The 24405-nt window shown below is 60.3% G+C and carries 22 protein-coding genes; 18 read left to right on the top strand and 4 right to left on the bottom strand.

The features are described 5' to 3' along the window. Positions 1 to 68: 68 nt before the first annotated feature. Positions 69 to 998: a LysR family transcriptional regulator gene (locus tag WG900_RS16385; RefSeq protein ID WP_339968803.1), complete on the bottom strand. Its 930-nt coding sequence runs from the start codon at positions 996 to 998 to the stop codon at positions 69 to 71. A gap of 43 nt (positions 999 to 1041) precedes the next feature. Beyond that, positions 1042 to 4035, bottom strand: coding sequence for a TonB-dependent receptor domain-containing protein (locus tag WG900_RS16380; protein WP_339968801.1), 2994 nt, complete (start codon positions 4033 to 4035; stop codon positions 1042 to 1044). Positions 4036 to 4338: 303 nt separating this feature from the next. On the opposite strand from WG900_RS16380, the gene WG900_RS16375 reads away from it, so the two are divergent. Both WG900_RS16375 and WG900_RS16370 read left to right on the top strand, forming a co-directional pair. Then, positions 4339 to 4689 (top strand): RidA family protein, encoded by a 351-nt coding sequence (locus WG900_RS16375; protein ID WP_339968799.1) that lies wholly within the window; start codon positions 4339 to 4341, stop codon positions 4687 to 4689. A 23-nt stretch (positions 4690 to 4712) separates the two neighbouring features. Beyond that, a complete protein-coding gene (locus tag WG900_RS16370; RefSeq protein WP_339968797.1) occupies positions 4713 to 6290 on the top strand; it encodes an N-acyl-D-amino-acid deacylase family protein in 1578 nt (525 codons plus the stop codon). Positions 6291 to 6451: 161 nt separating this feature from the next. Here the strand turns inward: WG900_RS16370 and WG900_RS16365 are convergent, their stop codons facing one another. After that, on the bottom strand, positions 6452 to 7423 hold the full coding sequence (locus WG900_RS16365; protein ID WP_339968795.1) for a VOC family protein: 972 nt from the start codon (positions 7421 to 7423) through the stop codon (positions 6452 to 6454). Beyond that, positions 7420 to 8646, bottom strand: coding sequence for an acyl-CoA dehydrogenase family protein (locus WG900_RS16360; protein WP_339968793.1), 1227 nt, complete (start codon positions 8644 to 8646; stop codon positions 7420 to 7422). Before WG900_RS16360 ends, WG900_RS16365 begins: the two co-directional genes overlap by 4 nt. Positions 8647 to 8816: 170 nt before the next feature. On the opposite strand from WG900_RS16360, the gene WG900_RS16355 reads away from it, so the two are divergent. The 16 genes from WG900_RS16355 (at position 8817) to tnpC (ending at position 24331) form a co-directional block, all read left to right on the top strand. After that, the gene (locus WG900_RS16355; protein WP_339968791.1) at positions 8817 to 9440 is read left to right on the top strand and encodes a TetR/AcrR family transcriptional regulator; all 624 of its coding nucleotides are present in this window, start codon (positions 8817 to 8819) and stop codon (positions 9438 to 9440) included. Between the two features lie 33 nt (positions 9441 to 9473). Further along, a complete protein-coding gene (locus WG900_RS16350; RefSeq protein ID WP_339968789.1) occupies positions 9474 to 10241 on the top strand; it encodes an SDR family NAD(P)-dependent oxidoreductase in 768 nt (255 codons plus the stop codon). An 18-nt stretch (positions 10242 to 10259) separates the two neighbouring features. Beyond that, a complete protein-coding gene (locus WG900_RS16345) occupies positions 10260 to 11291 on the top strand; it encodes a LysR family transcriptional regulator (protein WP_339968787.1) in 1032 nt (343 codons plus the stop codon). 216 nt (positions 11292 to 11507) lie between these two features. Continuing rightward, positions 11508 to 11942, top strand: a complete 435-nt coding sequence (locus WG900_RS16340) for a GlcG/HbpS family heme-binding protein (protein ID WP_339968785.1) — start codon at positions 11508 to 11510, stop codon at positions 11940 to 11942. 3 nt (positions 11943 to 11945) lie between these two features. Further along, positions 11946 to 13667, top strand: a complete 1722-nt coding sequence (locus tag WG900_RS16335; RefSeq protein WP_339968783.1) for a CocE/NonD family hydrolase — start codon at positions 11946 to 11948, stop codon at positions 13665 to 13667. Between the two features lie 208 nt (positions 13668 to 13875). Next, entirely contained in the window at positions 13876 to 16008 is a 2133-nt protein-coding gene (locus tag WG900_RS16330; protein ID WP_339968781.1) for a TonB-dependent receptor, read from the top strand. A 63-nt stretch (positions 16009 to 16071) separates the two neighbouring features. Beyond that, a complete protein-coding gene (locus WG900_RS16325) occupies positions 16072 to 16833 on the top strand; it encodes an SDR family NAD(P)-dependent oxidoreductase (protein ID WP_339968779.1) in 762 nt (253 codons plus the stop codon). Between the two features lie 31 nt (positions 16834 to 16864). Continuing rightward, positions 16865 to 17719, top strand: a complete 855-nt coding sequence (locus tag WG900_RS16320; RefSeq protein WP_339968777.1) for a fumarylacetoacetate hydrolase family protein — start codon at positions 16865 to 16867, stop codon at positions 17717 to 17719. 26 nt (positions 17720 to 17745) lie between these two features. Next, entirely contained in the window at positions 17746 to 19077 is a 1332-nt protein-coding gene (hisD, locus tag WG900_RS16315) for a histidinol dehydrogenase (RefSeq protein ID WP_339968775.1), read from the top strand. Next, entirely contained in the window at positions 19074 to 19832 is a 759-nt protein-coding gene (locus tag WG900_RS16310; RefSeq protein ID WP_339968773.1) for an SDR family NAD(P)-dependent oxidoreductase, read from the top strand. Before hisD ends, WG900_RS16310 begins: the two co-directional genes overlap by 4 nt. A gap of 86 nt (positions 19833 to 19918) precedes the next feature. Then, on the top strand, positions 19919 to 20461 hold the full coding sequence (locus WG900_RS16305) for a flavin reductase family protein (protein ID WP_339968771.1): 543 nt from the start codon (positions 19919 to 19921) through the stop codon (positions 20459 to 20461). A gap of 64 nt (positions 20462 to 20525) precedes the next feature. Continuing rightward, positions 20526 to 21398, top strand: a complete 873-nt coding sequence (locus WG900_RS16300) for an NmrA family NAD(P)-binding protein (RefSeq protein WP_339968769.1) — start codon at positions 20526 to 20528, stop codon at positions 21396 to 21398. Between the two features lie 166 nt (positions 21399 to 21564). Further along, on the top strand, positions 21565 to 21750 hold the full coding sequence (locus WG900_RS16295; protein WP_339968767.1) for a hypothetical protein: 186 nt from the start codon (positions 21565 to 21567) through the stop codon (positions 21748 to 21750). Between the two features lie 165 nt (positions 21751 to 21915). Further along, a complete protein-coding gene (gene tnpA, locus WG900_RS16290; protein ID WP_339968765.1) occupies positions 21916 to 22269 on the top strand; it encodes an IS66-like element accessory protein TnpA in 354 nt (117 codons plus the stop codon). Then, entirely contained in the window at positions 22266 to 22607 is a 342-nt protein-coding gene (gene tnpB / locus WG900_RS16285; RefSeq protein WP_339968763.1) for an IS66 family insertion sequence element accessory protein TnpB, read from the top strand. Before tnpA ends, tnpB begins: the two co-directional genes overlap by 4 nt. Before the next feature lie 59 nt (positions 22608 to 22666). Continuing rightward, positions 22667 to 24331 carry an IS66 family transposase gene (tnpC, locus tag WG900_RS16280; RefSeq protein ID WP_339968761.1) on the top strand — a complete coding sequence of 555 codons (1665 nt, stop codon included), beginning with the start codon at positions 22667 to 22669 and terminating at the stop codon, positions 24329 to 24331. The last annotated feature ends 74 nt before the right edge of the window (positions 24332 to 24405 follow it).

Here is a 24405-nt window from a genome sequence, read left to right as displayed (position 1 = left end):
GTAAAATAGGCGCGGCGTGAAACAAGCACATGCACCGAACCATGTTGAGGCTCTGGTATAGCCTGCGGTTATGCCCGGATCGGCACTTGAACCTCTGCGCGCAGGGCGGATTTCATCAGATCAACCAGCCGCGCGGCGAGCTTCGACAGCGGCCTGTCCTCAAGCCATGCGGCATGGACGCCGAATTCCAGCGCCGGCGCGAGCGGGATCACATCGACCAGCCGGTTCGCCGTGGCGCGGGCAGTGAATTCATCGACAATGGCCACGCCCAGTCCTTTCCGCACGAGCGAGGCGGCGATGTAATAGGTGTCAACCGAGGCGACCTCACGGAAGTCAACCTGGGCGTTGGCATTGGCATATGCATGGGCATGGGCATGGGCGGCCGCGACGATATCACCAATCGGTCCGCTGCTCGAAACGCCGATCAGATCCCGGGTGCGGATATCGGCCACCGATACGCTGGTGTGGCCCTTGTCGAACGTGCCTGTCGGCGCGATCACCACCAGCTTGGCAGCAGCCAGCTTGCGCAGCGTCAACCGGGGGTGGACCGGGGGATCATAACCAAAGGCAATGTCGCATTCGCGCTCATAGAGCGAGCGCAGGACGTCGCTGTGGTGGATCGTCTTGATGTCGAACGTGACTTCGGGGTTCTTCACCCGGAAATCGGCGATCACTTGCGGCAGGACTTCAAAACCAAGTGACGGCACGATGCCGATGCGCAGGTGTCCCGCCCCAGAATTGCGCAGGTTGTTGGCGGTCAGTTGCAGCGAGGTGACGCGGTGGAACACCTCGTCCACCTCGCGGAACAGGGCATGCGCCTCGTCCGTCGGGACCAGCCGCCCGCGAACCAGATCGAACAGCGGAATGCCGAGCTGGCTTTCGGTATGGCGCAGGACCTTGCTGACCGCCGGCTGCGAGACATGGAGCGCCCGCGCCGCCGCGCTGATCGACCCGTTGGCGTAAACCGCGTGGAAGACCTCGATCTGCCTCAGCCGCATGGCATGAACCCGTCAGGTCCGCAGCCATGCGGCCGGTGCAAAATCAGAATTCCTTCGACAGTTCGAAATAGACGAACCGCCCGGTGGCATCGGCCAGGGCACCGTTGAACCCATAGTTCGAGGAGGTCAGCGGCGGCGGCGTATCGAACAGGTTGCGCGCGCCGACCTTGAAGCGGGTTCCGGCAAACACACCGGCGTCCTTGGGTGCGCGGTACTGCACATAGGCGCTCACCGTGGTGAAGCTGGGCACTTCATAGAACTGGCCATTGACCAGCGCCGTGCCCGTATCGAACACCGATCCGACATAGTTGACCTGGGCCCCGGCGCTGAACGGGCCGGACTTCCAAGTCATGCTGCCGTTGAGGCGCCACTGCGGGTTGCCGTTCTGCTTCACCTGATCGCCGGCCTGGGTGATGGTGATGCCGGTGCCAAGCGTCCCTGCCGCATTGGCGGCAATCAGCTTGGCCTGAAGGTCGGATGCGGTCTGCTCCCACTTGAGCAGTTTCGAAGCGACGATATCGAAGCTGAAGCGGCCGAGCGGGGTTTTGCCCATGTCATAGCTGACGGCAAGGTCGAAACCCCGCAGCTTACGCGGGCCCAGGTTGAAGTAATCGTCCTTGACGAAGGTCAGGTCGCCAACGGTCTGCGTGCCGACCGGGGCCAGACGCACGACATTGGGGTTGGTGCGCCCGCTCAGCCGTTCAAGGTAATCGAACAGGATCTGGTTCTGCGCGCCCTGCAGCCCGATCACGCCCATTTCGTTGAGCGCCCAGTAATCGAAGGTCAGCGTCAGGTTGGGCAGCGGCTGGATCACCACACCGGCCGAGATGGTCTCGGCATCCTCAGGCTTCAGGCTCTGATTGCCCGAGCGGACTTCCAGCGTGGAGACGCCGGCGCAGGTCGTGGCGTTGATGCGGCACTGCGCCCAGTCGGTGCGGGTGTTCGCCACCTGTGTGCCCGCGCTGTAGAACTGTGCGAGGTTCGGTGCGCGGTAGCTTTGCGACCAGGAGCCGCGGAACTTCAGCTGGTCCATCACTGACCAGACACCCGCCACCTTGGGCTTCAGCACGTTGCCGAAGTCCGAATAGTGTTCGTCACGCGCGGCCAGCTGCAGATCGAGCGACTGGATCAGCGGCACGTTCATCTCATCCGAGATGAGCGGCACGGCCAATTCGATGAAAGCGGCGGCGATGGTGCGGCGAGCCTTCACGTCCGGCGAGGGGCTCGCGCCCATCACGTCGGTGCCATATACGATGCCGGAAACGCTGTCGGTATAGGTGATCGTCCCGTCGAGCCGGGCGTCGCGATCATCCTGATAGGTTTCGCGGCGCAGTTCGACACCGCTGGCAAAGCCGACAGGGCCGGCAGGCAGGTTGAACAGGTCGGAATTGGAAACCTTGAAGTCCCAGGTCGCCAGCGAGGTCTTGCCGATACGGTGGACGCCGACAAGGAACGAGTTGATCGTTGCCGCACTGTTGGGCGTGCCATCACCGAGCGAATAGTTGGTCTGGTTGCCACCGTTGAACGGGTTGTAGGCATCCGGCGTCGACAGCGCGAGCGCCTGTTGGAACTTGGTATTGCTGATCGCGTTCTTGGTGAAATCGTCGGTCCGCGCCCACGAATAGGTGAACGCCGATTCCCACTTGAAGCCGCCAAAGCTGCCGCGCAGGCCAAGCAGGCCGCGGGCCATGTCGTCGGTCACCTCGAACACGCGCGGGCCGGTGTCGACAGGGCGGTACGTGGTGATGCGGACGGGCAGGCCGGTTGTGGGCACGCCGGTAAGGCCGGCAAGCCGGTTGGGGTTGGCAACGCCGCCGAATGTCGTCGGGCCGAAGGGGTTCCAGTAATTGGTCACCGGCACGGTGATCACCGCGCTGGAAATCGGCGCGGACTGTTCGCGCTGACCTTCGAGCTCGGCGTGATAGTACCCCGCCTCGCCGAACAGTTCGACGCTGCCGATGTCCTGCTTGAACGTGGCGAACAGGTTGATGCGGTCCAGCCCGCCCTTGATCGTGCGATCGGGGTTCTCGTCATAACGCAGCACACGGTCATTGGCGCCGGTGATCGTGCCCGAGCGGATGCAGAGATTGCCGTTGATCACGGTGCTCGAGCAGCCCGCCGCCGTGTTGCCGGTCGGCTCGATATGGAACACGCCCGAAGTGGTCAGCGTGGCTGTGCCTTGCCGTACCGTGGTCACCGGCACGGTAGTGAAGCTGCCCCAGGGCGAGGAGGTCGAGCGGTTATCGAACCCGGTGTCGCCCTCCCAAGGCGTACCGATCAGCGCTGGCAGGTGGTTCTCACTCGCCGAGAAGGGACGCTCGCTGGCGAACAGCGGGGTGCGGTGGGTGTAGCTGCCGAAGATCAGGAAATGTCCCGTGTCGGTCTTCATCCCGGCTTTGGCGGCGAATGTGGTTTCGCTCGTGCCGTCGGCAAAGCCATAGCGGCCATCGACCTTGATGCCGGTGTAGCGGTCATCGAGCACCACGTTGACCACGCCGGCCACCGCGTCCGCGCCATAGATTGCTGCCGCGCCATCGCGCAGCACTTCCATCCGGCGGACCGCACCCACCGGGATCGAGTTGGTGTTGGCGGTCTGCACCGGCACGAAGTTTTCGGTCTGGGTGCCGGGGGTGAGGATCATGCGGCGGCCGTTGACCAGCACCAGCGTATTGCCGGTGCCGACGGAGCGCAGGTTGATCGAGGAATTGTCGCCGCGCGCGTCATTCAGGTTGCCGGTGGTGCGGCTTTCCTGAAACTGCACGTCGCCCGCCTGCGGAATGGCGCGGAACAGATCATCGCCCGAAACGCTGCCGTTCGCGGCGATCGCGTCTTCACCCACCAGCGTGACCGGCAAGGCTCCGGCGATCTTCGCATTTTCGATGCGGCTACCGACAACGGTGATTTCCTTGGATGCCGCTGCTTCGTCCTCTGCGGCCTGGGGGGCACTGTCTTGTGCCAGCGCCGCATGAGGCAAGGCGACAATCGTGGAAACGCCCGCGAGAAACGCAATGCGCATGGCCCTGGCCGAAATTTTCATGCTGAAACCCCCTGGTTACCCGAGCATTTGACTCGTGCTGGACGCTTTCTTGCACCAAAAATGTCAAAGCGAAAGCTTGCCTCATTACAAATCTGTGTCCGATGCATAACAGCGGGTTATGGGTAACGCAGCGAGATCGACGCAAACGAGCGAGCCCGGCATTCGCGGAATGCTTCGCTTCGGGATGCCATTGCTCTCCCAGCCCCTGCGATTAACGAAAGGCTATGGACCCGAGCCAGTCGGTGTGATGCAGTCTGCTTCCGGTTATCTCGAACCGGACGAACACCCGGAAGGAATACCAGCATGTCCCAGCCACCCCCCTTGTCGCGCGTCACCATCGCTGGCCCGACAGTTTACGTGTCGGGCCAGCTTGCACGCGGCGCGGACGGAAAGATCGTGGCGGGAGGCTTTGCCGCGCAAGCACGGCAGGCGCTGGAAAACCTGAAGTCTGCGTTGGAGACGGCCGGCTGCGGATTCTCCGACGTTGTAAAGGCAACCGTATGGCTGACGGATGCAACCGACTTTGCCGAATTCAATGCCATTTACCGTGAATACTTCGCCGAGCCCTACCCATCGCGTTCGGTCGTCGTTTCCGGCCTTGTCGCACCCGGCGCAATGGTTGAAATCGAAGCCATCGCCTGGCGCGGCGCGTAACGGATTGAGATGAGGCGATGGCCATGAAAACTTCTGCCCTGCGCTTTGGCGCATCGCTCCTCTGCCTGATGCTCACACCTGCGGCTGCAGGCCGCAACCCGCAACTGGACTCCGACATCGTGATCCGGGGCGGACAGGTCTACACAGGTGATGCGCAGCCGTTCATCGGTGATGTTGCCATCAAAGCGGATCGCATCGTCTATGTCGGCCCCAAGGCGCCGGGACGTGCGGGACGGACGATCGACGCCAGGGGCATGATTGTCGCCCCCGGGTTCATCGATCCGCATACGCATGCCGGGGCTGCGCTGGCTTCGGACAGTCCGGTCGAGCGGCTCTTGCTGCCGTTTCTGACGCAGGGCGTGACCACGGCCTTCATCGGTGTCGATGGCGGCGGGGATCCGGATGTTGGACGGACGCTGGGCGGGCAGGGCTATGGGATAAATTTTGCCACCTATGTCGGCTTTGGTGGGGTGCGATCAGCGGTGATCGGTAATGCCGACCGCGCGCCGACCCCGGCGGAGATGAGCCAGATGAAGGTGCTTGTCGCCAAGGCCATGTGCCAGGGCGCGCTCGGCCTTTCGACCGGTCTGTTCTACGCCCCGCAAAGTTTCGCGCGGCAGGATGAGGTTGCGGCGCTCGCCCGCGTGGCCGGTGCCGCCGGGGGGGTCTATGACAGCCACCTGCGCGACGAATCCAGCTATTCGATCGGCCTGCTCGGTGCGGTGGACGAAGCGATTGCGATTGGCCGTGATGCCCAGATCCCGGTGCACATCGCGCATATAAAGGCGCTTGGTGTCGACGTTCAGGGATCGGCGCCGCAGGTCATCGCCCGGGTCGAGGCGGCACGGGCGCGAGGGCAAGTGGTTCATGCTGACCAGTATCCGTGGTCGGCCTCGGGCACTGGACTCTCGGCGGCGCTCATTCCGCGCTGGGCGCAGGACGGCGGCCGCGCGGCCATGCTTAGCCGCTTTGCCGACGAAAAACTCCGGGATCGGTTGCGGACGGAGATCGCGGAAAACCTGCGGCGACGGGGCGGGGCAGAGGCCGTGTTGATCACGACTGGCCCCGATTGGGCCAAGGGCAGAACACTCGCCGTCCTGGCCCGCGAAAGGGGCACTGATCCGGTTGCATCGACGCTCGACCTCCTGAAGGTCAGTGAAGTCAGCATCGCCTCGTTCAACCAGAGCGAGGACGACATTGCCGCCTTCATGAAGCGCGACTGGGTGGTCACCAGCTCGGACGCCTCAACCGGCCACCCGCGCTATTACGCGTCGTTCGCCCGCAAATATGCGACCTATGTGCGAGAGCGGGGTGTGATCGACCTGCGCACCTTCATCGCCTCGAGCACCCTGCGCACGGCGCGGATCTTCGGACTGGAAGGCAGGGGCGAGCTCCGGAACGGCAACTTCGCGGACGTGGTCGTATTCAACCCAGCCAAATTCGGGCCGCAGGCAGACTACACCCATCCCACCCTGTTTTCGATTGGCATGCGAACCGTTGTCGTAAATGGCCGGATCAAGATCGATGATGGCAAACCTACCGGCATGGCCGCAGGCATGCCGCTGCTTCGACGCGCAAAAGCAGGGGTATGCCCACAGTAGCCTATATCCAGCAAAATCATGGCGACCTGTCCTCAAAATTAGGATCGAAGGCGTCCAGAAATCTAGGGGCTACTCATGCTGCACTTTTGATGAAACCTTGATCTTTGCCTCAAAGGGCTTCCTTCGCTACATATTTGCTCACACCTGACAAAGTCCGGACTTTACCCAAGCTTGGGTGCAATCGGCCACTCCGAACACTCGTAGTTGTGTGTAAAATCCTCAGGCGGATTGGGCCCCCAGAGGTAGAAGGAGTTATCTTCAGGCGGTGAGGTTGGTTCCCATACCGTGCCTTCGGGAATGTAATCGATATCGAACGAGTATTCTGCATAGCTGCCCCAGGGATCCCGCGCATAGTAGAAGTAATTGGAGCCCAGCACGTGGCGACCGACGCCCCAGCCATGTTCATATCCTGCGTCCTGCATCTGCCCAGCACCTCGGCCGATGTCGTCGATCGTCGGAACGTCCCAGCTCGAATGATGAAGCCCAGTACCGTTGGATCGAGCAAAGGCAATTAGGTGGTGATCGGACCCGTGCATCGCGTGCGTGAATGCAACAACATCCCCAGATTTGTCAGAAAGTCGTAGTCCTAGCGTGGACTCGTAAAATGCGACGGCCGCCGGAACATCTGGTACCAGGAGGAGGATATGTGACAGCCGCGACGGGCGCACTGGTGGCAGAAAACCCCGTAGCGGCGCGTTTCTGACGGCTGCGGGCCCTTGAGCTGGCGGAATCGCTTGCTTGGTATCAGGCGTCTTCTTGCAACCAACCCTGATCTGGACAGGGGTGCCGTTCAGGTCCCGGAACCAGATGCCGCTTTTGTCCAGAGCGCCCTGAGGACCGTCCACGCGCTCGACGCCCAGTTTGCCGAGCCGTTCTTCGAAATGCGACAGGTCTTCCGCATAGGCAGCAAAGCTCAGATAGTGCAGGCGCTTGGCGGGACCATGTTGCAGCCTCGCCCACATATGGTGAGAACCAAATGTGTAGAGTTCAAGGGTGCCTTCACCTTCCTTTGCTTCGAGACCAAACGCCTCGAAGAACCGCCTCGCTTCCTCTAAATCCGGGACGGTCAATGCAAAATGGTCAAGTGAATGGACGCCGACCGTTTCGGTCCCCTTAAGTCGTTTCTGGCTCACCAGAGGCCTCCCACGCTTTGGGCGCTCTCGTCGGCCCATTGATCAATGATGGCGGGGGCAGCATCGATCATTGTCATATCGTTGACGATGAAATGCTGACCCGCGACAGCTGCGTCCATTGCATTGCGCGCAAGAATACTCGGTCGACGAAGCGACGAAGAAACCGAGCTGTATGCAAGCAGCGTGGCATCGCGGCAGACTTGATGGGTCCAGGTCGTCACCTGCCGGATCTGCTGAATTTCGCCATCGGTAAGTGGCTGATTGGCGTCAGCCTTGCGATCGACCTTGGCGAGTAGGTCGTAAGTCCTGGCTCGCGCTGCTTGGAAAAGAGCTTCGTTTCGAATGAAGTCGATCTTGAACGTCGGGGTGTCGGCGATGGAGGCCGTCGCATAAAGACGCTTTTTCAAACTCGCCGAATGCGCCGCTTCGTGAAGAGAGCGCCTGGCAACTCCAAGCGCTACCCCGACATGGCCGGCGCACACTGCAACCAGAGTTCCAATCGTTGCGGCCTTTGATTGCCGCATCGGCTCGGTCCAATACTGGTTGAAAGTCCAGTCGAGGGGGAAAGTCTGCTCGGGCACTTCATAATCGAAGCTGCCGGTCGCCTCCATCCCGACCACGTCCCAATTGCCAAGGATATTGACGCGGTCTGCGGGAAGGAAGGCGCCAACCACGCGCGGTTGGCCGTCTTCCTGCAATACCGGCTTGCCGCCTTCCTGCAGCACAAAGGCCGAAGATACCCAATCGGCATGGGAAATGCCGCTGCCGAAGCTGTAGCGGCCGCTCCCAGTGTAGTTGTCGCCCGACCGCACCGCCTTGCCAGTCGGCGCATAGGTTGCGCTCATCACCGGCAGGCGCGCGCCGCCGAACATTCGTTCGACGTGAGCGTCCGAGCAGAAGGTGGCGGCGACCATGGTTGCAATGCTTTGAGCGGCGAGTGACCAGCCCGTCGAGGAATCAGCGCTCGCGACCTCCTCGGCCAGCGCCGTGATCTCGCTCACCCCCGTGTCGGAACCACCAAGGGCTTCAGGCACCAGTAACCAGTAGAGCCCGGCTTCGCGCATCGCCTCGACCGCCTTCAACGACGTTGCTCCGCGATTCTCCTCTTTGGCGGCCTCGGTCTTGATGAGATCGCGAAGCGCCGCGGCCCGCGCGCAGAACTCGGAGTTCTGTTGGTTCGGAAAGCAGAAGGCGCTGCCTGCTGCACGGTCAAATGAGCTCAAGATCCATCTCCTTGTTTCCGCGACCTGCCCGGAAAGTGGAGAGGGTGGCCGCTGTTGCCGAAGCTCGGAATTGTTCGCTCGCATTCGCGCAATCCAACTTCTTCCTTGCGTCGCGAGTCGGGCTCTAATAGAACCTCCTTTCATATGAGACAAGACGGTATCGTATCATTATGAGCAGTGAAAATCGCCGCCAGTGGAATCCCGGAGACAAGCGGTTCGCCCGTGTTGCGCTGAAGAAGGCTCAGATCCTTCAGGCGGCTCAGCGGGTATTCCTCAGCAGTGGGTATGAGCGCGCAAGCATGGACGGCATCGCGCAGGAAGCTGGTGTCGGCAAAATGACGGTTTACCGTCAGTACGCCGACAAGCGGACGCTGTTCATCGCCTGCCTGAATGATCAGTGCCAAGAAATGCTGATGCCGGACCGTTATGAGTGTGCGGAGACTGCGGAGGAGGCGAGGTCGATGCTGATCGACTATGGCCACATCGTGGTCGACCTCATCACCCGGCGCGACATTGTCATGCTCTTCCGCATGATGGTCGGCGAGATCAACCATTTCAGCGGCCTTGGCGACATCTTCTACGAGGGAGGACCGGGCCAAGCCATAACCGTCATCGAGCGGATCCTCGCGAACCTGTACTGCCCAGAGGAAGCGCGGCTGCGAGCTGGCGCGTTCTTCTGGGCGTCGCTCGGCGATGCATATGAGCGCGTTCTGCTGGGCGTGGTCAGTGCCGAGGACGTGTCGGAGACGTTCGACAAGCAGATCAGACTTGCTGCTGGAATCGTTGTTCAGTGAGCAGGTGACTCATTCACGAAGAGAGGATGGCTGATGAAGAAGATGCTCGATGGAAAGGTGATCCTCGTGACAGGCGGTGGCGGGGGGATTGGCTCGGCAACCTGCGCAGTCCTTGCTGAACATGGCGCGCGACTGGTCGTGAGCGATATCAAACAGACTGCTGGTGAAGCTGTCGCGAAAAGCGTCTGCAAAGCTGGCGGCGAGGCTATCTACCTCGAAGCTGATCTAGAGTCTGAAGCGGCCATCGAGCAATTAGTGGCGGAAACTCTCGCACATTATGGTCGGCTCGACGGGGCGTTCAACAATGCCGGTGTAGAGCAGAGCAACATTCCCCTCACCGAACTCGGTCTGGAACAGTGGGAGCGCGCGCTGCGGATCGATCTGACCGCCGTCTTTCTCTGTATCAAGCACCAGGCGCCTGCAATGTTGCGCAGCGGCGGGGGTGCGATTGTCAACACTGCTTCCGGTCTTGCTCAGATCGCGATCGCCAATGCCGCCGAATACGTGTCGGCCAAACACGGTGTGGTGGGCCTTACTCGCGCCGCCGCTGTTGAACTTGGCGGGCAAAATATCCGTGTGAACAGCGTGTTGCCGGGTATCGTGGAGACCGACCTCATCTCGCGCCTGGCAGAGCAGCCCGAATTCAAGGCATTCCTGGGACGATCGAAAGACCGCCATTTGATGGGCCGGTTTCCTGCGCCGCGTGAAATCGGCGAAGCCGTGGCATGGTTGCTTTCTGACCACGCATCTTTCATCAATGGTGCCGCGGTGCCTGTTGACGGCGGATATCTGGTCAATTGACCAGATCCTTGCTCGGCGGTGCCGACCGAAGCGCCGGCGCTGCTAGCAACGGAGGCTGTTTCAGCCCCCCGGTTGAAGCGCGGGCGCGCATGCGAAGAAGGCAAGAAGATGCATCTTGATGGGATGGATCTCAATCTCCTGGTTGCGCTGGATGCGCTTCTGACGGAGCGCAGCGTGACCCGGGCCGCGTCCCGGCTGTGTGTTACCCAGCCGGCAATGAGCATAGCACTCAGCAAATTGCGCACGCAGTTTGCCGACCAGCTGTTGGAAAGGGTCGGTCGGCAAATGGAGCTCACGCCGTTTGGTCAGCAAATGGTGCAACCCGCCAAGGAGCTGCTTTTCGACATCCGGGCGGTCCTCAATCGGCAGTCCGAATTCAACCCGGAAAACGATAGCCGAAACTTTCACCTGCTTATGTCCAGTTCGGTCGCCGAGATATTCGGGGTTCCGGCAATGCGAAGCCTCAGACGAGCGGCACCAAATCTCTGCTGCCAGATCGACATCTTCGTGACAGCGGGCCTGCTTCGGCGCCTTCAGGACGGTGACGTCGATCTGGCAATCCAGCTGTACGAGCCTGGTTTGTGGGATCCGATCAACGACGCCGACGCCCTAGCGAGCGAACCACTCTATTCCGATCAATATGTCCTGGTTGTTGACCAATCGAATGAATGCTTTCGCAAAGGTGTAACTTACGAAGCCTTCTGCTCGACCGATCATGTCGAAACACGTTTTGGGGGTGACTTTCGCAGTACGGTGGAACGCGCCCTGAGCGCGTTGCCAGAGCGACCGCGGACGGCACTGCTCGTTTCCACATACGCTTTGGCGATTGAAGCGTTGATTGGCACCTCGATGACTGCCGTGGTGCCCCGCCAGGTTGCTGAACGATCAGCTCATTTTGGCAAGATCGCAATTTTCGAGCCGCCATTCAAACTTGCGCCACTCAATCACAAACTCATCTGGCACCGCCGTAACGATAATGACCCGGCGCATATGTGGCTGCGCAATTTCCTGAAGGGCTTCTCCCAGTCTTCTGCCTTTGATGCCCAGTGATAACCTCGGCATAGTCGTATGCGCTAATACCGACAGCGAATGCCGGGCACCGCACGCGCGCTGCGGTTCCGATAAAGCCCCCTAATACGAGCCATTCATAACTACAATTTTCCACAATCCATCGCGTCGTTGATGGTGAGGTGGGTCAGCGAGCCCCGTCCTTCACAAAGGGGGCGGGACTGACCCGATCAATTCAGTTCTCTGGAAAGATGCCTCATGACCGATAATGCGAATATTGCTGCACCGACCCTCATGCTGTCGCTCAAAGCCGCGCAGAAGATTGTCGCCGCAGGCGTCGACGAAGCCGCGCGGATGGGAGTGCCCATGTGCGTTGTGGCGGTCGATCGTTCGGGGCAGATCAAGGCAGTCGCTCACATGGATGGCGCGACCGTTCTGCCTTATCAGGTGGCCTTCAAGAAGGCCTGGACAGCGGCGGTAACCGGGGCGCCGACCGCCGGTGTGCGGGCCTTCGTCGGGTCGGATGAGGGCTCGGCAATCACGATGCCCCATCTGACTGATTTCTCGGTGATCGACGGTGGCCTGCCCATCCTGGTCGATGGCGTTTGCGTAGGTGCTGTTGGCGTCAGCGGCGCGACGGCGGAAATGGATCTGGCGGTTGCGGAAGCTGCGCTCGCCGGCCTGAAGGCCTGACGCATGTTCTCCCTCGATTGGCAGTTGTCGCCCCGCGAACATGGGGTTGTGATCGAGCGAAACGTCAAGGTCGAGATGTCGGATGGTGTCCGCATCTCAGTTGACGTGTTCCGCCCGGCATCGGCTGGCAGCTTTCCCGCGATCATCGGCGTCCACGCCTACGATCAGGCAATGCAATCCGCCCCGTCTATTCCCAAGGCGATCACCTTTCCCAATGCCCAGGCCGAGGCGGGAGATCCCAACTTCTTCGTCCGGCGCGGCTATGTTCATGTGATAGTCAACGCGCGCGGCACGGGGCAGTCGGAAGGCGTCTACGCTCATTACAGCCCGCGCGAGGTCGACGATGTCGTCGAGGTCATTGCCTGGGTTGCCGAGCAGCCGTGGTGCACGGGCGGCGTCGGCATGTTCGGTGCGTCTTATTTCTCGGTCTGCGCGAAGCAGGTGGCTGCGCGCAATCCCCCCGCACTGAAGGCGGTGTTCGGGCTTTACGGCTACAATGATTTCTATCGGGACAAATTCTATCACGGCGGCATCCTCGCTGCCGGCTTCCTGACGAGCTGGGCCGAACATCTCGATGGATCGCGGATCAAGGGCTGGTCTCGCATTGCCCTGGGTGAGGACGAGTACAGGTGCCGGATCGAGGAGCTGCGCGCGGATCAGGATCTGATGGCCGTTCCGGCCCTCGCCAAAGCTATCAAGGCTCCCGAGGAGGGCGGCCATCCGCTCATCATCGACGTGCTCATCAATGCGCATGACGGCCCCTATTGGGCCGAGCGCAACCCTCGCCTTGAAGACATCCGCATCCCGATGATGATCGGTGCTTCCTGGGACATGTACATGCTGCATTTGCCCGGGGAATTCAGGGCTTGGGAAAAACTCTCCGCGCCAAAGAAGCTGGTCGTTGGACCTCCGATGTATCTCGATCGACCCATTTACCAATATGCGGCGGAGTCCCTGCGCTGGTTCGATCACTGGCTCAAAGACAATGATACAGGCTATCTCGAGGAACCTGCCGTCAATCTCTACGTGATGGGTAGCGGTGGTAACTGGAAGCAGAGCCACACTTGGCCGCTACCAGAAACGGTCTGGCAGCCCTTTTATCTGCACTTCAAGGGGCTTCTATCAGAGCATGAGCACTGGCCGCATGAAGGTGGCACGAGCTACGAGGACAACCGGTACAACGAACGTGGCGGAATCCTGTTCACCACGCCGCCGATGGTCGAGGAGACCGAAGTTGTCGGCCCGCTTACCGCAACGATTTATGCGTCGAGCACCCAGCCCGAGCTGCTGCTCTTTTTGACGTTATGGGAAATCGCTCCCGACGGTGAGCGCACGCTCCTGACGCGCGGCTGGCTCAAAGGAAGCATGCGTGAGACTGATCCGGAGCTCTCGAAGCCGTGGCTCTGGCAATATCCTTTTAACGCGCAGGCTGAACTTACGCCCGGCGCGCCCCACCGCTTCGACATCAACCTGATTCCGACAGCGAATGTGTTCAAGCAGGGGCATCGCCTGGCACTCGGCGTAAGTTCCAGCGACACTGATCGATCAGACACGTTCTTCGCCCGGTTGGGCAAGGGGCATGTCGTCCAGCAGCGCCCTTCATGGGTGACCATCCATCACGACGCCGAGCATCCATCTGCATTGTTCGTGCCTGTCGTGAGGGGCAACCGCATCGGAACCTACATTTCAGAAGCGGGAGATCTAAATGAGCAGCCAAAGTTTTGAACTCTGACATTATTGCGTGGTTCAAATTACAAATAATTGCGCCCTTGGCCGGACTTTGGTTGTATAAATATAACTAGAAACAAGTTTAAATTAATACGTCGCTTCTGATATGTATTTCATACGTTTGACTAAAATATCTGATCTATGTCGTATGGACAATTAGTAGAGAATTTAGACCATTAGAAATTATTTTGGAGGGAGGTTTAGCATGGCTTGGAAGCAAAAGTTCGCTTGTTGTGTTTCGGTTCTGGCGCTTAGCCACGGCGGAGCAGCCTTCGCCCAAGAGGCTCTCCCGCAGCAACCGGACGTCGCCGACGCGGCAAACGGCGATGATGCGGGTGTACAGGACATCGTTGTCACCGCTGAGAAGCGCTCCACGCTGCTTCAAAAGACGCCGGCTGCGATCACTGCCATTGCCGGCGATACCCTGGTTGCCCGCGGGATTAGCGATCTCCCGGCCGCGCAAACGTTGGTGCCGAGTGCGCGCTTCCAGATCGAGCAGCAGTCCGTGCAGATCTTCATCCGGGGCGTGGGCGCCTCCCTTGATTTCGCGAACGTACAGCCAGTTGTCGCCCTAAACGTGAACGGCGTCTCGACGCCGCGCGAGGGCGCAAGCGCGGGTTTTCTCGATGTGGCGCAGATTGAAGTGCTGCCTGGCCCGCAAGGGACGCTCTATGGTGGCACGGCAATGGGTGGCACGGTCAACGTCAATTTCAATCGCCCGTCAGATCGCTACGAGACAAAGCTGATCGCCGAGGGGGGGAACTACAGCTTGTTCCACGCAACGGCTGTCCAGAACATTCCTGTCTCGGAGGAATTGGCGATACGCGGCGCTGTCGATTACGTGCGCCACGATGGTTATCAGAAGAGCGGCGCGAATTCCCAGGAGGACTTCACCGGTCGCCTTTCCGCTCTGTACTCGCCGTCCGATGCCGTCTCCCTGTATCTGTGGGGATCTGTCGCGACCAAGAACGGCAGCCCGATCAACGTTGTCACGCGGTCATTCGATGTGGCAACGATGAGTGTCCGGAACGGGGCCTACCTCCATCCGGATGACCCATGGGATGACACCCGCACAGGGGCGCTGGCACCTCTGGCTCCGTTCGGGGCAATCACTGCGCTTGGGCAGAGCTACGACAACTACGTGGCCGGCGCGCAGATCGATGCAGAAATCGGCAGCACAACACTGACCTCCATCACCTCCTATCAATACATCGATTCCGATCAGAATTTCTGGCTGACTTCGATTCCGGCCAGACTGACTTCGAAGTATGAGCAAGTCACCCAGGAGTTCCGTCTTGCCGGAGAAGCCGGCAAAGTGCGCTGGCTGGTCGGTCTGTATGGATCACGCCTGACCAACAGCGGGGCCTTCGGGCTGTTCGGTGGCGGTGTCTTCATCAGCAATGTGACCCGTAACCGTCTTGATAATCTGTCGGCATTTGGCCAGTTGACCTATTCGGCAACCGACCGGCTGCGGCTTACCGCCGGTGCACGTGCCAGCTATTTCAAGCGTGAAGGTGCGGGCGTTGCTTACGACAGCGCGCTTTATGCTTTCGACAAGAGCTACCGCCACGTCGATTTCAAGATTGGAGTCGATTATGACATCACGCCAAAGGTCCTAGGGTACGCTGGCTTCCAGACCGGATACACGCCGGGAACCTATAACGAGAAGGCGAATTCCGCCACATTCGACAATGCGGTGAAGCCGTCGACCCTCAATGCGTTCTCGGCGGGCATAAAATCCCGGTTCCTGAAAGACATGGTCCAGCTCAATTTGGAAGGATACTTCTACAGGTACAATGACTTGCTGCAGCAGAGCTACGATATCAGCGCTGCCTTCAATCCGATCTTCAACGCGAAGCGCACGGATATCTACGGCTTCCAAGCCGATCTCGTTGTAAAGCCGTCATCTGCCGATCAGTTAAATGTTTCGGTTGGTTACGTGCACGGCACCTACAAGGATTTCGTGCAGCCCAATGGGGTTAGCTACAGCGGCAATCCGATCGCATTTGCTCCCACATGGACTGTGACCGCTGGGTATTCCCACGATTTCACCATGCGTTCGGGTTACATCCGGGCACGAGCCGATGCCAGGTATGAATCGTCTTACTGGGGAGACTTTGCGCTCGTTCCTGGCGACCTTCTCGGTGACTTCACCCTGGTTGACGCTTCACTGACCTACTACAGCGACAACGATCGCTGGAGCTTGGGCATCTGGGGCAAGAACCTCCTCAACAGGGCTGTCCCAGGATCTTCAGCCCTGGGAGGCATACCTGGTCCCACCGCAACCCAGCTCGGGCCTCCCCGGACTTTCGGTGCCCGGCTGACGTTCGACTTCTAATCGAGCAAGTCGGGAGGACCGGTCGCCCGGCCTCCCGACTTGCTTTCCAAGAGAGCAATGCAAATGGCTGGACGTCTTGCAGGCAAAGTGTGCCTCATCACGGGCACGGGCGGAAGTATAGGGCGTGCTTCTGCGGAGACCTTCGCGCGCGAAGGGGCCAAAGTGGTCGGGTGCGACATTAATGCGCAACCCGCCGAAGCCTGTGTCACTGCTGTTCGCGAAGCTGGCGGCGACATGGTTTCTCTCCAACCCTGTGATCCGCGCGACCCGGCGATGTGTCAGCGATTGGTGGACTTTGCGCTTTCGCATTACGGCCAGCTCGACGTCCTGTTCAACTGTGCGGCCGATGCACAGTTTGCGTGGCTTGATGACCTGACCCACGAACAATTTGCCGATACGCTTGAAGCCGAAGTCAGCATTGTCTTCAATCTGACGAAGGCCGCATGGGCTGCGCTGGGAACCCGGGGCGGAGCTATCATCAACATGGCCTCAGTTTCCGCGTGGATCGGGTACGAGGCTTTGCCCGGCTTGGCGCATTCTGCAGGCAAAGGTGCTGTCCTTTCCATGACGAGACACTTTGCGATGGAGGGTCGGCACTGCGGCATCCGTGCAAATTCACTCTCGCCGGGGCTCATCGAAACTGGCGCAACGAAGGAGCTACTGCAGCATGCAGACTTCAGTGGACCTATGCTGAAGAAGATAATGCTCGGGCGACCTGGCCGCCCGGAGGAAGTCGCTGCCCTAGCGCTCTTTCTCGCCTCGGACGAAAGCTCGTTCATTACTGCGACCGATATCCGCATTGATGGTGGAACTACAGCCTGGTGATTGCAGGCCAATTCTATTTGGAGCCCCTTTTATGAAACTTTTGCGTTTTCAGGACGGCAGCAAGGTGTGTTTGGGAGCACTGGAAGGCGAGACGATCGTTGCCTTGGATCCGATCTCTCAGGACTATCCCACCATGCTGTCGATCATCGCCGGCGGAGAAGCCGCCTTGGCCCGCGTCCGCGAAGTCGTGGCTAGGCGCGAACGCACTGTTCCGCTCGTTGACGTTCGATTGCTGGCACCGCTAGAGCGACCCGGCAAATTTCTTGCGATCGGCATGAATTATCGCAAGCATATTGCTGAATCCGAACGACTCGGCGTGCCCAAGCCGCAGCAGCAGTACTGGTTCAACAAGCAGACAAGTTGCATCTCTGGCCCCTTCGATGACATCGTGACCTCTGTCACCGAAAAGCTCGATTACGAAGTCGAGCTGGCTGCGGTCATCGGTCTTCCCGCTAAAGGGGTTGACGCGCAGAATGCTCATCAACACGTCTTCGGGTATACGGTTTGCAATGATGTCAGTGCCCGAGACTGGCAGTTTCATTCGCCGACCTTCACGATGGGCAAGTCCTTTGACACCCATGGTCCGATCGGGCCGTGGATCGTAACCGCAGACGAGATCGCCGATCCTCATGCTCTCGGGTTGCGCTGCTCAGTCAACGGAGAGCTTCGCCAGGAAAGCAACACATCGGAGATGGTGTTCAGTCTCTGGGAGCAAATCGCATACCTCTCGACAGCTTTTACGCTGGAAAGCGGTGATCTGATCGCGACTGGCACGCCAGAGGGCGTCGGGGTCGCCATGAACCCGCAAGTCTTTCTGCAACCCGGAGATGTGGTGCGCTGCGAAGTCGACGGCATTGGCGCGATCGAGAACCGTGTGGTCGTTTGATTTCGGCCGAAGGATGGATAAGCGACATGGCACGGTATCTGAAGTTGGGAGTGACATCGGAGGCAAAAGCGACGGCTGACCGCAAGGTGCGCGATATTGTCGAGGCGGCGCTGGCTGACATCGAACAGCGAGGCGATGCGGCGATCCGCGACATGTCGATCAAGTTCGATGGCTGGAATCGCGATGACTATCGTCTTTCCCAGACCGAGATCGACGCGTGCGTAGACAGCCTGACCCCGCAGGAACGCAAGGACATCGAGTTCGCTCAGGCCCAGGTCCGTAATTTCGCGCAAATCCAGCGTTCCTCGATTTGCGATGTCGAGGTGGAAACCATGCCCGGTGTCATCCTGGGGCACCGGAACATCCCGATTCAGGCTGCGGGCTGCTATGTCCCAGGCGGAAAGTATCCGCTGCTAGCCTCTGCCCACATGAGCGTGATCACCGCCAAGGTTGCCGGCGTGCCGCGGGTGATCACCTGCGCGCCACCATTTCAGGGCACCCCAGCGCGGGCGATTGTCGCCGCCCAGGCCATGGCCGGAGCCGATGCGATTTACGCGCTCGGCGGGATCCAGGCCATAGGGGCGATGGCGATCGGGACCCAGAGCATCGATCCGGTCGATATTCTGGTCGGGCCCGGCAACGCCTTCGTCGCCGAAGCCAAGCGCCAGCTGTTCGGCCGTGTCGGGATCGACCTGTTTGCAGGCCCCACCGAAACGCTGATCATCGCCGACGAGATCGGCTGCGACCCGGAAATCGCCGCGACCGACATCCTCGGGCAGGTTGAGCACGGCCCGGACAGCCCCGGCGTGCTGCTGACCAACAGCGAAAAGTTCGCCCGTGAAACCATGGCCGAGATCGAGCGGCTGCTGCAGATCCTCCCGACTGCCGAACATGCCCGCAAGGCTTGGGAGAACTTTGGAGAAGTGATCGTCTGCGACAGCTACGAGGAAATGGTGGGGGTCGCCGACGAGATCGCCAGCGAACACGTCCAGGTGATGACCGCCGACCCGGACTATTTCCTGAACACCATGACAAATTACGGCGCGCTGTTCTTGGGCAGTCGCACCAATGTTTCTTACGGGGACAAGGTGATCGGCACCAATCACACCCTGCCCACCAGGAAGGCTGCGCGCTTTACCGGCGGGCTGTGGGTCGGCAAGTTCCTCAAGACCTGCACCTACCAGAAGGTGCTGACCGACGAAGCGAGCACCCTGGTCGGCGAATATTGCAGCCGCCTTTGTGCGCTCGAAGGCTTTGCCGGTCATGGCGAGCAGGCCAATATCCGGGTTCGCCGCTTTGGCGGGCGCAACGTCCCCTACGCCGGCCAGGTCGAACCGAGCGAGTTGACCCGGGCGTGAGTGACCTGCCGCAGACCCCTTCGTTCCGGCTCGACGGCAAGCGCGCCGTCGTGACCGGTGCGGGGCGCGGCATTGGCCTGGCCGCCGCCGCCGCGCTGGCCCAAGCGGGGGCAAGCGTAACGCTGGTGGCCCGCACCGCCCGCGAGATCGAGGTTGCGGCGGCACAAATCGGCCAAGGTGCCATCGCGGCGCCACTCGACGTTTCTGACCTCGATGCCGTGGCTGGCTTTTTCGCCGGCCGCGAGGCGTTCGACATCTTGGTCAACAACGCCGGAACCAATCGCCCCATGCCGATGTGGGAGGTGTCCGAGGCCGATTACGACGCGGTGCTCGATCTTAACCTCAAGAGCGCGTTCTTCGTTGCCCAGGCTTGCGCCCGTCAGATGATCGCCGTCGGAAGGCCGGGAAGCCTGATTCACATGGGGTCGCAGATGGGCCATGTCGGCGGTCCCAACCGCAGCCTCTACTGCGCCAGCAAATGGGCGCTCGAAGGCATGAACAAAGCCATCGCGCTCGATCTGGCGCCGCACCAGATCCGCTCCAACACAATCGCGCCGACTTTCATCGAAACCCCGCTGACCAAGCCGATGTTCGAAGACGCGGCCTTCCGCGACAGCGTCTTGGCCAAGATCAAACTGGGCCGGATCGGGACGGTCGAAGATCTGATGGGCGCGGTCCTGTTCCTCGCCTCGGATGCATCCGCACTGATGACCGGAACCAGTCTCGTCGTCGACGGCGGCTGGACCGCGGGCTGAATTCTGCGAGATTTGCTCAACTTCAAGGCTCGCCTCGTTTTCATTCTGACAGCTGGGATCGCGTGATTTGGAAAGGCAGTAAGTTGATGAAAGAAAATGTCGGAGACTGCGATGCCCGCGCCATGCGAAGTTCGCAGAATGGACAGCAGGCCAGTCAGGACCAGGAGCTTGCCGGTCGCTTTCGAAACGCTATGCGCCGCCTGTCTGCAGGTGTCGCGGTCGTTTGCTGTGCGGATGAAGGAGGTCCCGTTGGCTTGACCGCCACGTCCGTAACCTCGTTATCGATGGATCCGCCGTCGCTGCTGGTTTGCATAAACAGGACCGCCTCGCTGCGAGGTTCATTGGCAATCAACAAGCCGTTTTCGGTAAACCTTCTTGGCCGGCAGCATGCAGAGGTATCGAATGCTTTCGGCGGCGCGGTGCGAGGAGAGGACAAGTTTCGCTTCGGAGATTGGGAGATCAGCACATCCGGGATTCCGATACTCACGGATGCCATCGCGCGCATCGAAAGCGTGGTCGACCTTGAAGTAGAATACGCCAGTCACACCATTTTCGTCGGGCGTGTCACACGATGCATCTCCGACATTACTGGTGACCCTTTGATCTACGCAGACGGAAAATACGTTTAATGGGGCGCTTCGGTTTTCTGGATCTGAGCGGGATATGAAATTACTCTTACTGCTAGGCTGATAAATGACGATCTTAATTACCGGAGCGACCGGAACTGTCGGCGCGGGTTTGAGCGCACGCCTCGCGAACGAGGGCCTGAGCATCCGGGTGATGACGCGTTCGCCGGAAACTTCGTCCTTCCCGATGAGCATTCAGGTCGTGAAGGGCGACTTTGCTGATCTCGCGTCGTTGCGATCCGCTATGGACGGTGTCTCCACGCTGTTTCTGCTAAATGCGGTGTGCCCCGATGAACTGCACCATGGAATCACGGCGGTGAACGCGGCTCATCAAGCCGGGGTCAGGAATATCGTCTACCTATCGGTAATGGATGCTGAAAAGTTTGTCGGTGTGCCGCATTTTGCGGCAAAGGTCGCCGTCGAGCGCGCGATCCGAGACCTCGGGTTTTCCGGAGCCGTACTTAGACCCAACTACTTCATGCAGAACGACCTTGATGCCCTTCCAGTCCTGATTAAGCACAGCGTGTACCCGATGGTGATAGGTTCGCGCGGTATATCGATGGTGGACGTCAGGGATATCGTGGACGCCGCGGCGATCGAATTGATCCGGCTTGAGCGTGGGTCGCGTGCAGGATCTGTTGAAACTCACAAACTGGTTGGCGCCGACGTGATCACCGCTGAAGTTGCAACGGAAATTTGGTCCAGCGAACTGGGTAAGCCAATTCATTATGTCGGGGATGATTTGACCGCCGCAGAAGAGCAAATGGCGAAAGGCATGCCGCTATCAATTGCCTTCGACCTTTGCCGTATGTTCGAGGTCTTCCAGACAAATGGGTTTATTGCCTCTTCTAACGATGTCGAGCAATTCACCAGCCTCCTTGGGCGCTCCCCTCGAAGTTATAGGAGCTTCGTGCGTGAGACTCTTTCGGAATTCGCCTGAAGTTCTTTGACGCGTGACGTCTAGATAGCATTAGCCTTTTTGACGATTGTGGTTCAAATCGAGACACCTGCTTATTAACCATAGAATCAAAGTGACAAGCCCCGAATAGGTGCGCAATTCTTTCTCCAGGCGGTCGCAAGTTAATCAACTTAACAGGAGCAGGATAATGCGTGATCTCAATCTGAACGAGCTGGAATTGGTCTATGGCGCTGGCAGCAAGGGCCGCACCTGCGGTGACTCGCCGACGCCCCCCAGCAGCTGGTGCGGCAGCAAGGGCAGCAAGAACAGCAAGTGCGGCAAGAAGTCGAAGAAGTCGAAGAAGTCGAAGAAGTCCAAGCACAGCAAGTGCTGAACTAACGGATTTCCATCCGATGAGGGGCGGGAGCAATCCTGCCCCTTTTTGTTTTCCTTGCTCGGTCGCATCGTTTGTAACTGTCCGGTGAGTCCCGCTTGCTGATGCCGTCCGGTGTGTCAGGACGTCCTTTGGGTCGAGCGATAGGACGTACATAGGACAGCCATGACGCAGGTAACGGTGCTGACGGGGGCGCGACGCCGCCGGGATTGGTCGGATCAGGATCGGCTTGAGATTTTGCGCGAGGCGTTTTCACCGGGTGCCTGTGTGGCGGATGTTGCACGTCGCCATGACGTTTCCCGGGGTTTGATCTACTTGTGGCGCCGGACGGCCTTGCGGCAGGTTCAGGAGGCTTTTGTTCCTGCGGTCATCGAGGATGATCCGGGAGCGATCGGCAGCGCGCCGACGGCGGAGCCGGAAGCCGCGATCGTGCTGGATTTCGCCGATGGTCGACGATTGCGGATTTTTGGCTCGGCCTCGCCCGCGCTTGCGGTGGCCGCCTTGAAGGCGATGCGATGATTCCGGCGAGGGCACGGGTGTGGATCGCGATGGGCCACACCGATATGCGGCGCGGGATGCAGAGCCTGGCTGCAATGGTCCAGCAGCACTTCACCAAGGACCCGTTCGGCGGTGATCTGTGGGTCTTCCGTGGCCGCTCCGGGTCACTGGTGAAGATCATCTGGCACGACGGGGTCGGCATGTCGCTGTATGCCAAGCGGCTCGAGAAGGGGCGGTTCATCTGGCCATCCGCGAAGGATGGGGTGGTATCGCTGACGAGCTCGCAACTGGCCTGCCTGTTGGACGGGATCGACTGGCGTAACCCGCAGTATTCCTGGCGTCCACAGAGTGCGGGATAGCCGCAAAGTCATGCATTTTTGGCTTGATCCGAAGGCCTGGTGGTGATTCACTTGCACCCATGGAAGCCGCTGTTTCGTCCCTTCCGGATGATGCCGAAGCGCTCAAGGCGCTGCTGACACTGGCGCTGCAGAAGGCCGAGGCAGCCGAGCAACGCGCCGCCGTGGTCGAGGCCGAGCTGGCTAACGCACGGGCCCTTGCCAGTGCCACCGAAGCGATGATCGCCCATCTCAAGCTGCAGAACGCCAAGCTGCGCCGCGAGCAGTACGGGGCCAGTGCCGAGCGCACCGAACGGCTGCTTGCCCAGTTTGAGCTTGGGTATGAGGATCTTGAAGCCGATGCGGCGGAAGACGAGCTCGCCGCCGAAGCCGCCGCAGCGAAGACGACGGCCATTTCCGCGTTCGAGCGCAAGAAGCCGGTCCGCAAGCCATTCCCCGAGCACCTGCCGCGCGAACGCGTGGTTGTTTCCGCACCGTGCTCGTGCCCAGCCTGCGGCAGCAGCCGCCTGTCCAGGCTCGGCGAGGATGTGACCGAGACGCTCGAAGTGATCCCGCGTGCGTGGAAGGTTATCCAGACCGTACGCGAGAAGTTCGCTTGCCGGGACTGCGAGAAGATCACGCAGCCGCCAGCGCCGTTCCACGTCACCCCGCGCGGATGGGCTGGCCCCAGCTTCCTCGCCATGCTGATGTTCGACAAGTACGGCCAGCATCAGCCGCTCCACCGCCAGGCTGATCGCTTTGCCTGCGAAGGCATCCCGCTCAGCGTGTCGACGTTGGCTGACCAGATCGGGGCCGCTTGCCACGCAATGATGCCGATCTACCAGATGATCGAGGCCCACGTCCTTGCCGCCAAGCGCCTTCATGGCGACGACACGACTGTGCCGGTCATGGCCAAGGGCAAGACCGATACCGGCCGACTATGGGATTACGTGCGCGATGATCGGCCTTTCGGCGGCTCCGATCCGCCGGCAGTCATCTTCCACTACTCGCGCAACCGGCGCGGCGAGCATCCCCGAGCGCATCTCGCGTCCTGGTCAGGGATACTCCAGGCCGATGCCTATGGCGGCTACGGTGAGTTGTATGTTGCCGGTCGCCAGCCTGGGCCCATTCTGGAGGCAGGTTGCTTCGCGCATGCGCGCCGGAAGTTCTTCGAGCTCGCCGACGTCGAGGGGGCGGCACGCAAGAAGAGCCGCGGCGAGAAGGCACCGGTCATTTACCCGATCGCGCTGGAGGCAGTGCAGAAGCTCGACGCCCTGTTCGCGATCGAGCACGACATCAATGGCAAGAACCCGGCCGAACGGCTCGCTGTCCGTCGGGAGTTGAGCGCGCCGCTGATGACCCAACTTCACGATTGGCTGAACGCGCAACTCGCCAAAATATCCCGCAACCACGATGTCGCCAAAGCCATCAACTACATGCTGCGCCGCTGGAGCGCGTTCACCCGATTCCTTGATGATGGCAGGGTGTGCCTCTCGAACAACGCCGCCGAGCGGTCACTGCGTTGTGTACCACTCGGGCGCAAGTCGTGGCTATTCTGCGGTTCGGATCGCGGCGGCCAACGCGCGGCGATCGCCTACTCGCTGATCCAGACCTGCCGCCTCAACGAGGTCGATCCACAGGCTTGGCTCGCCGATGTCCTCGCCCGCATTGCCGATCACCCAGTTAGCCGGCTTGATGAGCTTCTGCCCTGGAACTGGTGCGCCGACCAGCACGCAATCGCTGCCTGATCAAACCACGCCGCGGCCTTCGGCGTATGCTTACCATCGTTTTTGCCGTTTGGTAAGAGCTGCAAGTTAGACTG

The organism is Novosphingobium aquae (assembly GCF_037572715.1).
Lineage (GTDB): Bacteria > Pseudomonadota > Alphaproteobacteria > Sphingomonadales > Sphingomonadaceae > Novosphingobium > Novosphingobium aquae.
This window is presented reverse-complemented; position numbering and strand designations above follow the sequence as displayed.

Excerpts from the sequence above, each read along its gene's own strand:
- WG900_RS16385 (WP_339968803.1), bottom strand. The coding sequence starts at position 998 with ATGCGGCTGAGGCAGATCGAGGTCTTCCACGCGGTTTACGCCAACGGG.
- WG900_RS16380 (WP_339968801.1), bottom strand. The coding sequence starts at position 4,035 with ATGAAAATTTCGGCCAGGGCCATGCGCATTGCGTTTCTCGCGGGCGTT.
- WG900_RS16375 (WP_339968799.1), top strand. The coding sequence starts at position 4,339 with ATGTCCCAGCCACCCCCCTTGTCGCGCGTCACCATCGCTGGCCCGACA.
- WG900_RS16370 (WP_339968797.1), top strand. The coding sequence starts at position 4,713 with ATGAAAACTTCTGCCCTGCGCTTTGGCGCATCGCTCCTCTGCCTGATG.
- WG900_RS16355 (WP_339968791.1), top strand. The coding sequence starts at position 8,817 with ATGAGCAGTGAAAATCGCCGCCAGTGGAATCCCGGAGACAAGCGGTTC.
- WG900_RS16350 (WP_339968789.1), top strand. The coding sequence starts at position 9,474 with ATGAAGAAGATGCTCGATGGAAAGGTGATCCTCGTGACAGGCGGTGGC.
- WG900_RS16340 (WP_339968785.1), top strand. The coding sequence starts at position 11,508 with ATGACCGATAATGCGAATATTGCTGCACCGACCCTCATGCTGTCGCTC.
- WG900_RS16335 (WP_339968783.1), top strand. The coding sequence starts at position 11,946 with ATGTTCTCCCTCGATTGGCAGTTGTCGCCCCGCGAACATGGGGTTGTG.
- WG900_RS16330 (WP_339968781.1), top strand. The coding sequence starts at position 13,876 with ATGGCTTGGAAGCAAAAGTTCGCTTGTTGTGTTTCGGTTCTGGCGCTT.
- WG900_RS16325 (WP_339968779.1), top strand. The coding sequence starts at position 16,072 with ATGGCTGGACGTCTTGCAGGCAAAGTGTGCCTCATCACGGGCACGGGC.
- WG900_RS16320 (WP_339968777.1), top strand. The coding sequence starts at position 16,865 with ATGAAACTTTTGCGTTTTCAGGACGGCAGCAAGGTGTGTTTGGGAGCA.
- hisD (WP_339968775.1), top strand. The coding sequence starts at position 17,746 with ATGGCACGGTATCTGAAGTTGGGAGTGACATCGGAGGCAAAAGCGACG.
- WG900_RS16305 (WP_339968771.1), top strand. The coding sequence starts at position 19,919 with ATGAAAGAAAATGTCGGAGACTGCGATGCCCGCGCCATGCGAAGTTCG.
- WG900_RS16300 (WP_339968769.1), top strand. The coding sequence starts at position 20,526 with ATGACGATCTTAATTACCGGAGCGACCGGAACTGTCGGCGCGGGTTTG.
- WG900_RS16295 (WP_339968767.1), top strand. The coding sequence starts at position 21,565 with ATGCGTGATCTCAATCTGAACGAGCTGGAATTGGTCTATGGCGCTGGC.
- tnpA (WP_339968765.1), top strand. The coding sequence starts at position 21,916 with ATGACGCAGGTAACGGTGCTGACGGGGGCGCGACGCCGCCGGGATTGG.
- tnpB (WP_339968763.1), top strand. The coding sequence starts at position 22,266 with ATGATTCCGGCGAGGGCACGGGTGTGGATCGCGATGGGCCACACCGAT.
- tnpC (WP_339968761.1), top strand. The coding sequence starts at position 22,667 with ATGGAAGCCGCTGTTTCGTCCCTTCCGGATGATGCCGAAGCGCTCAAG.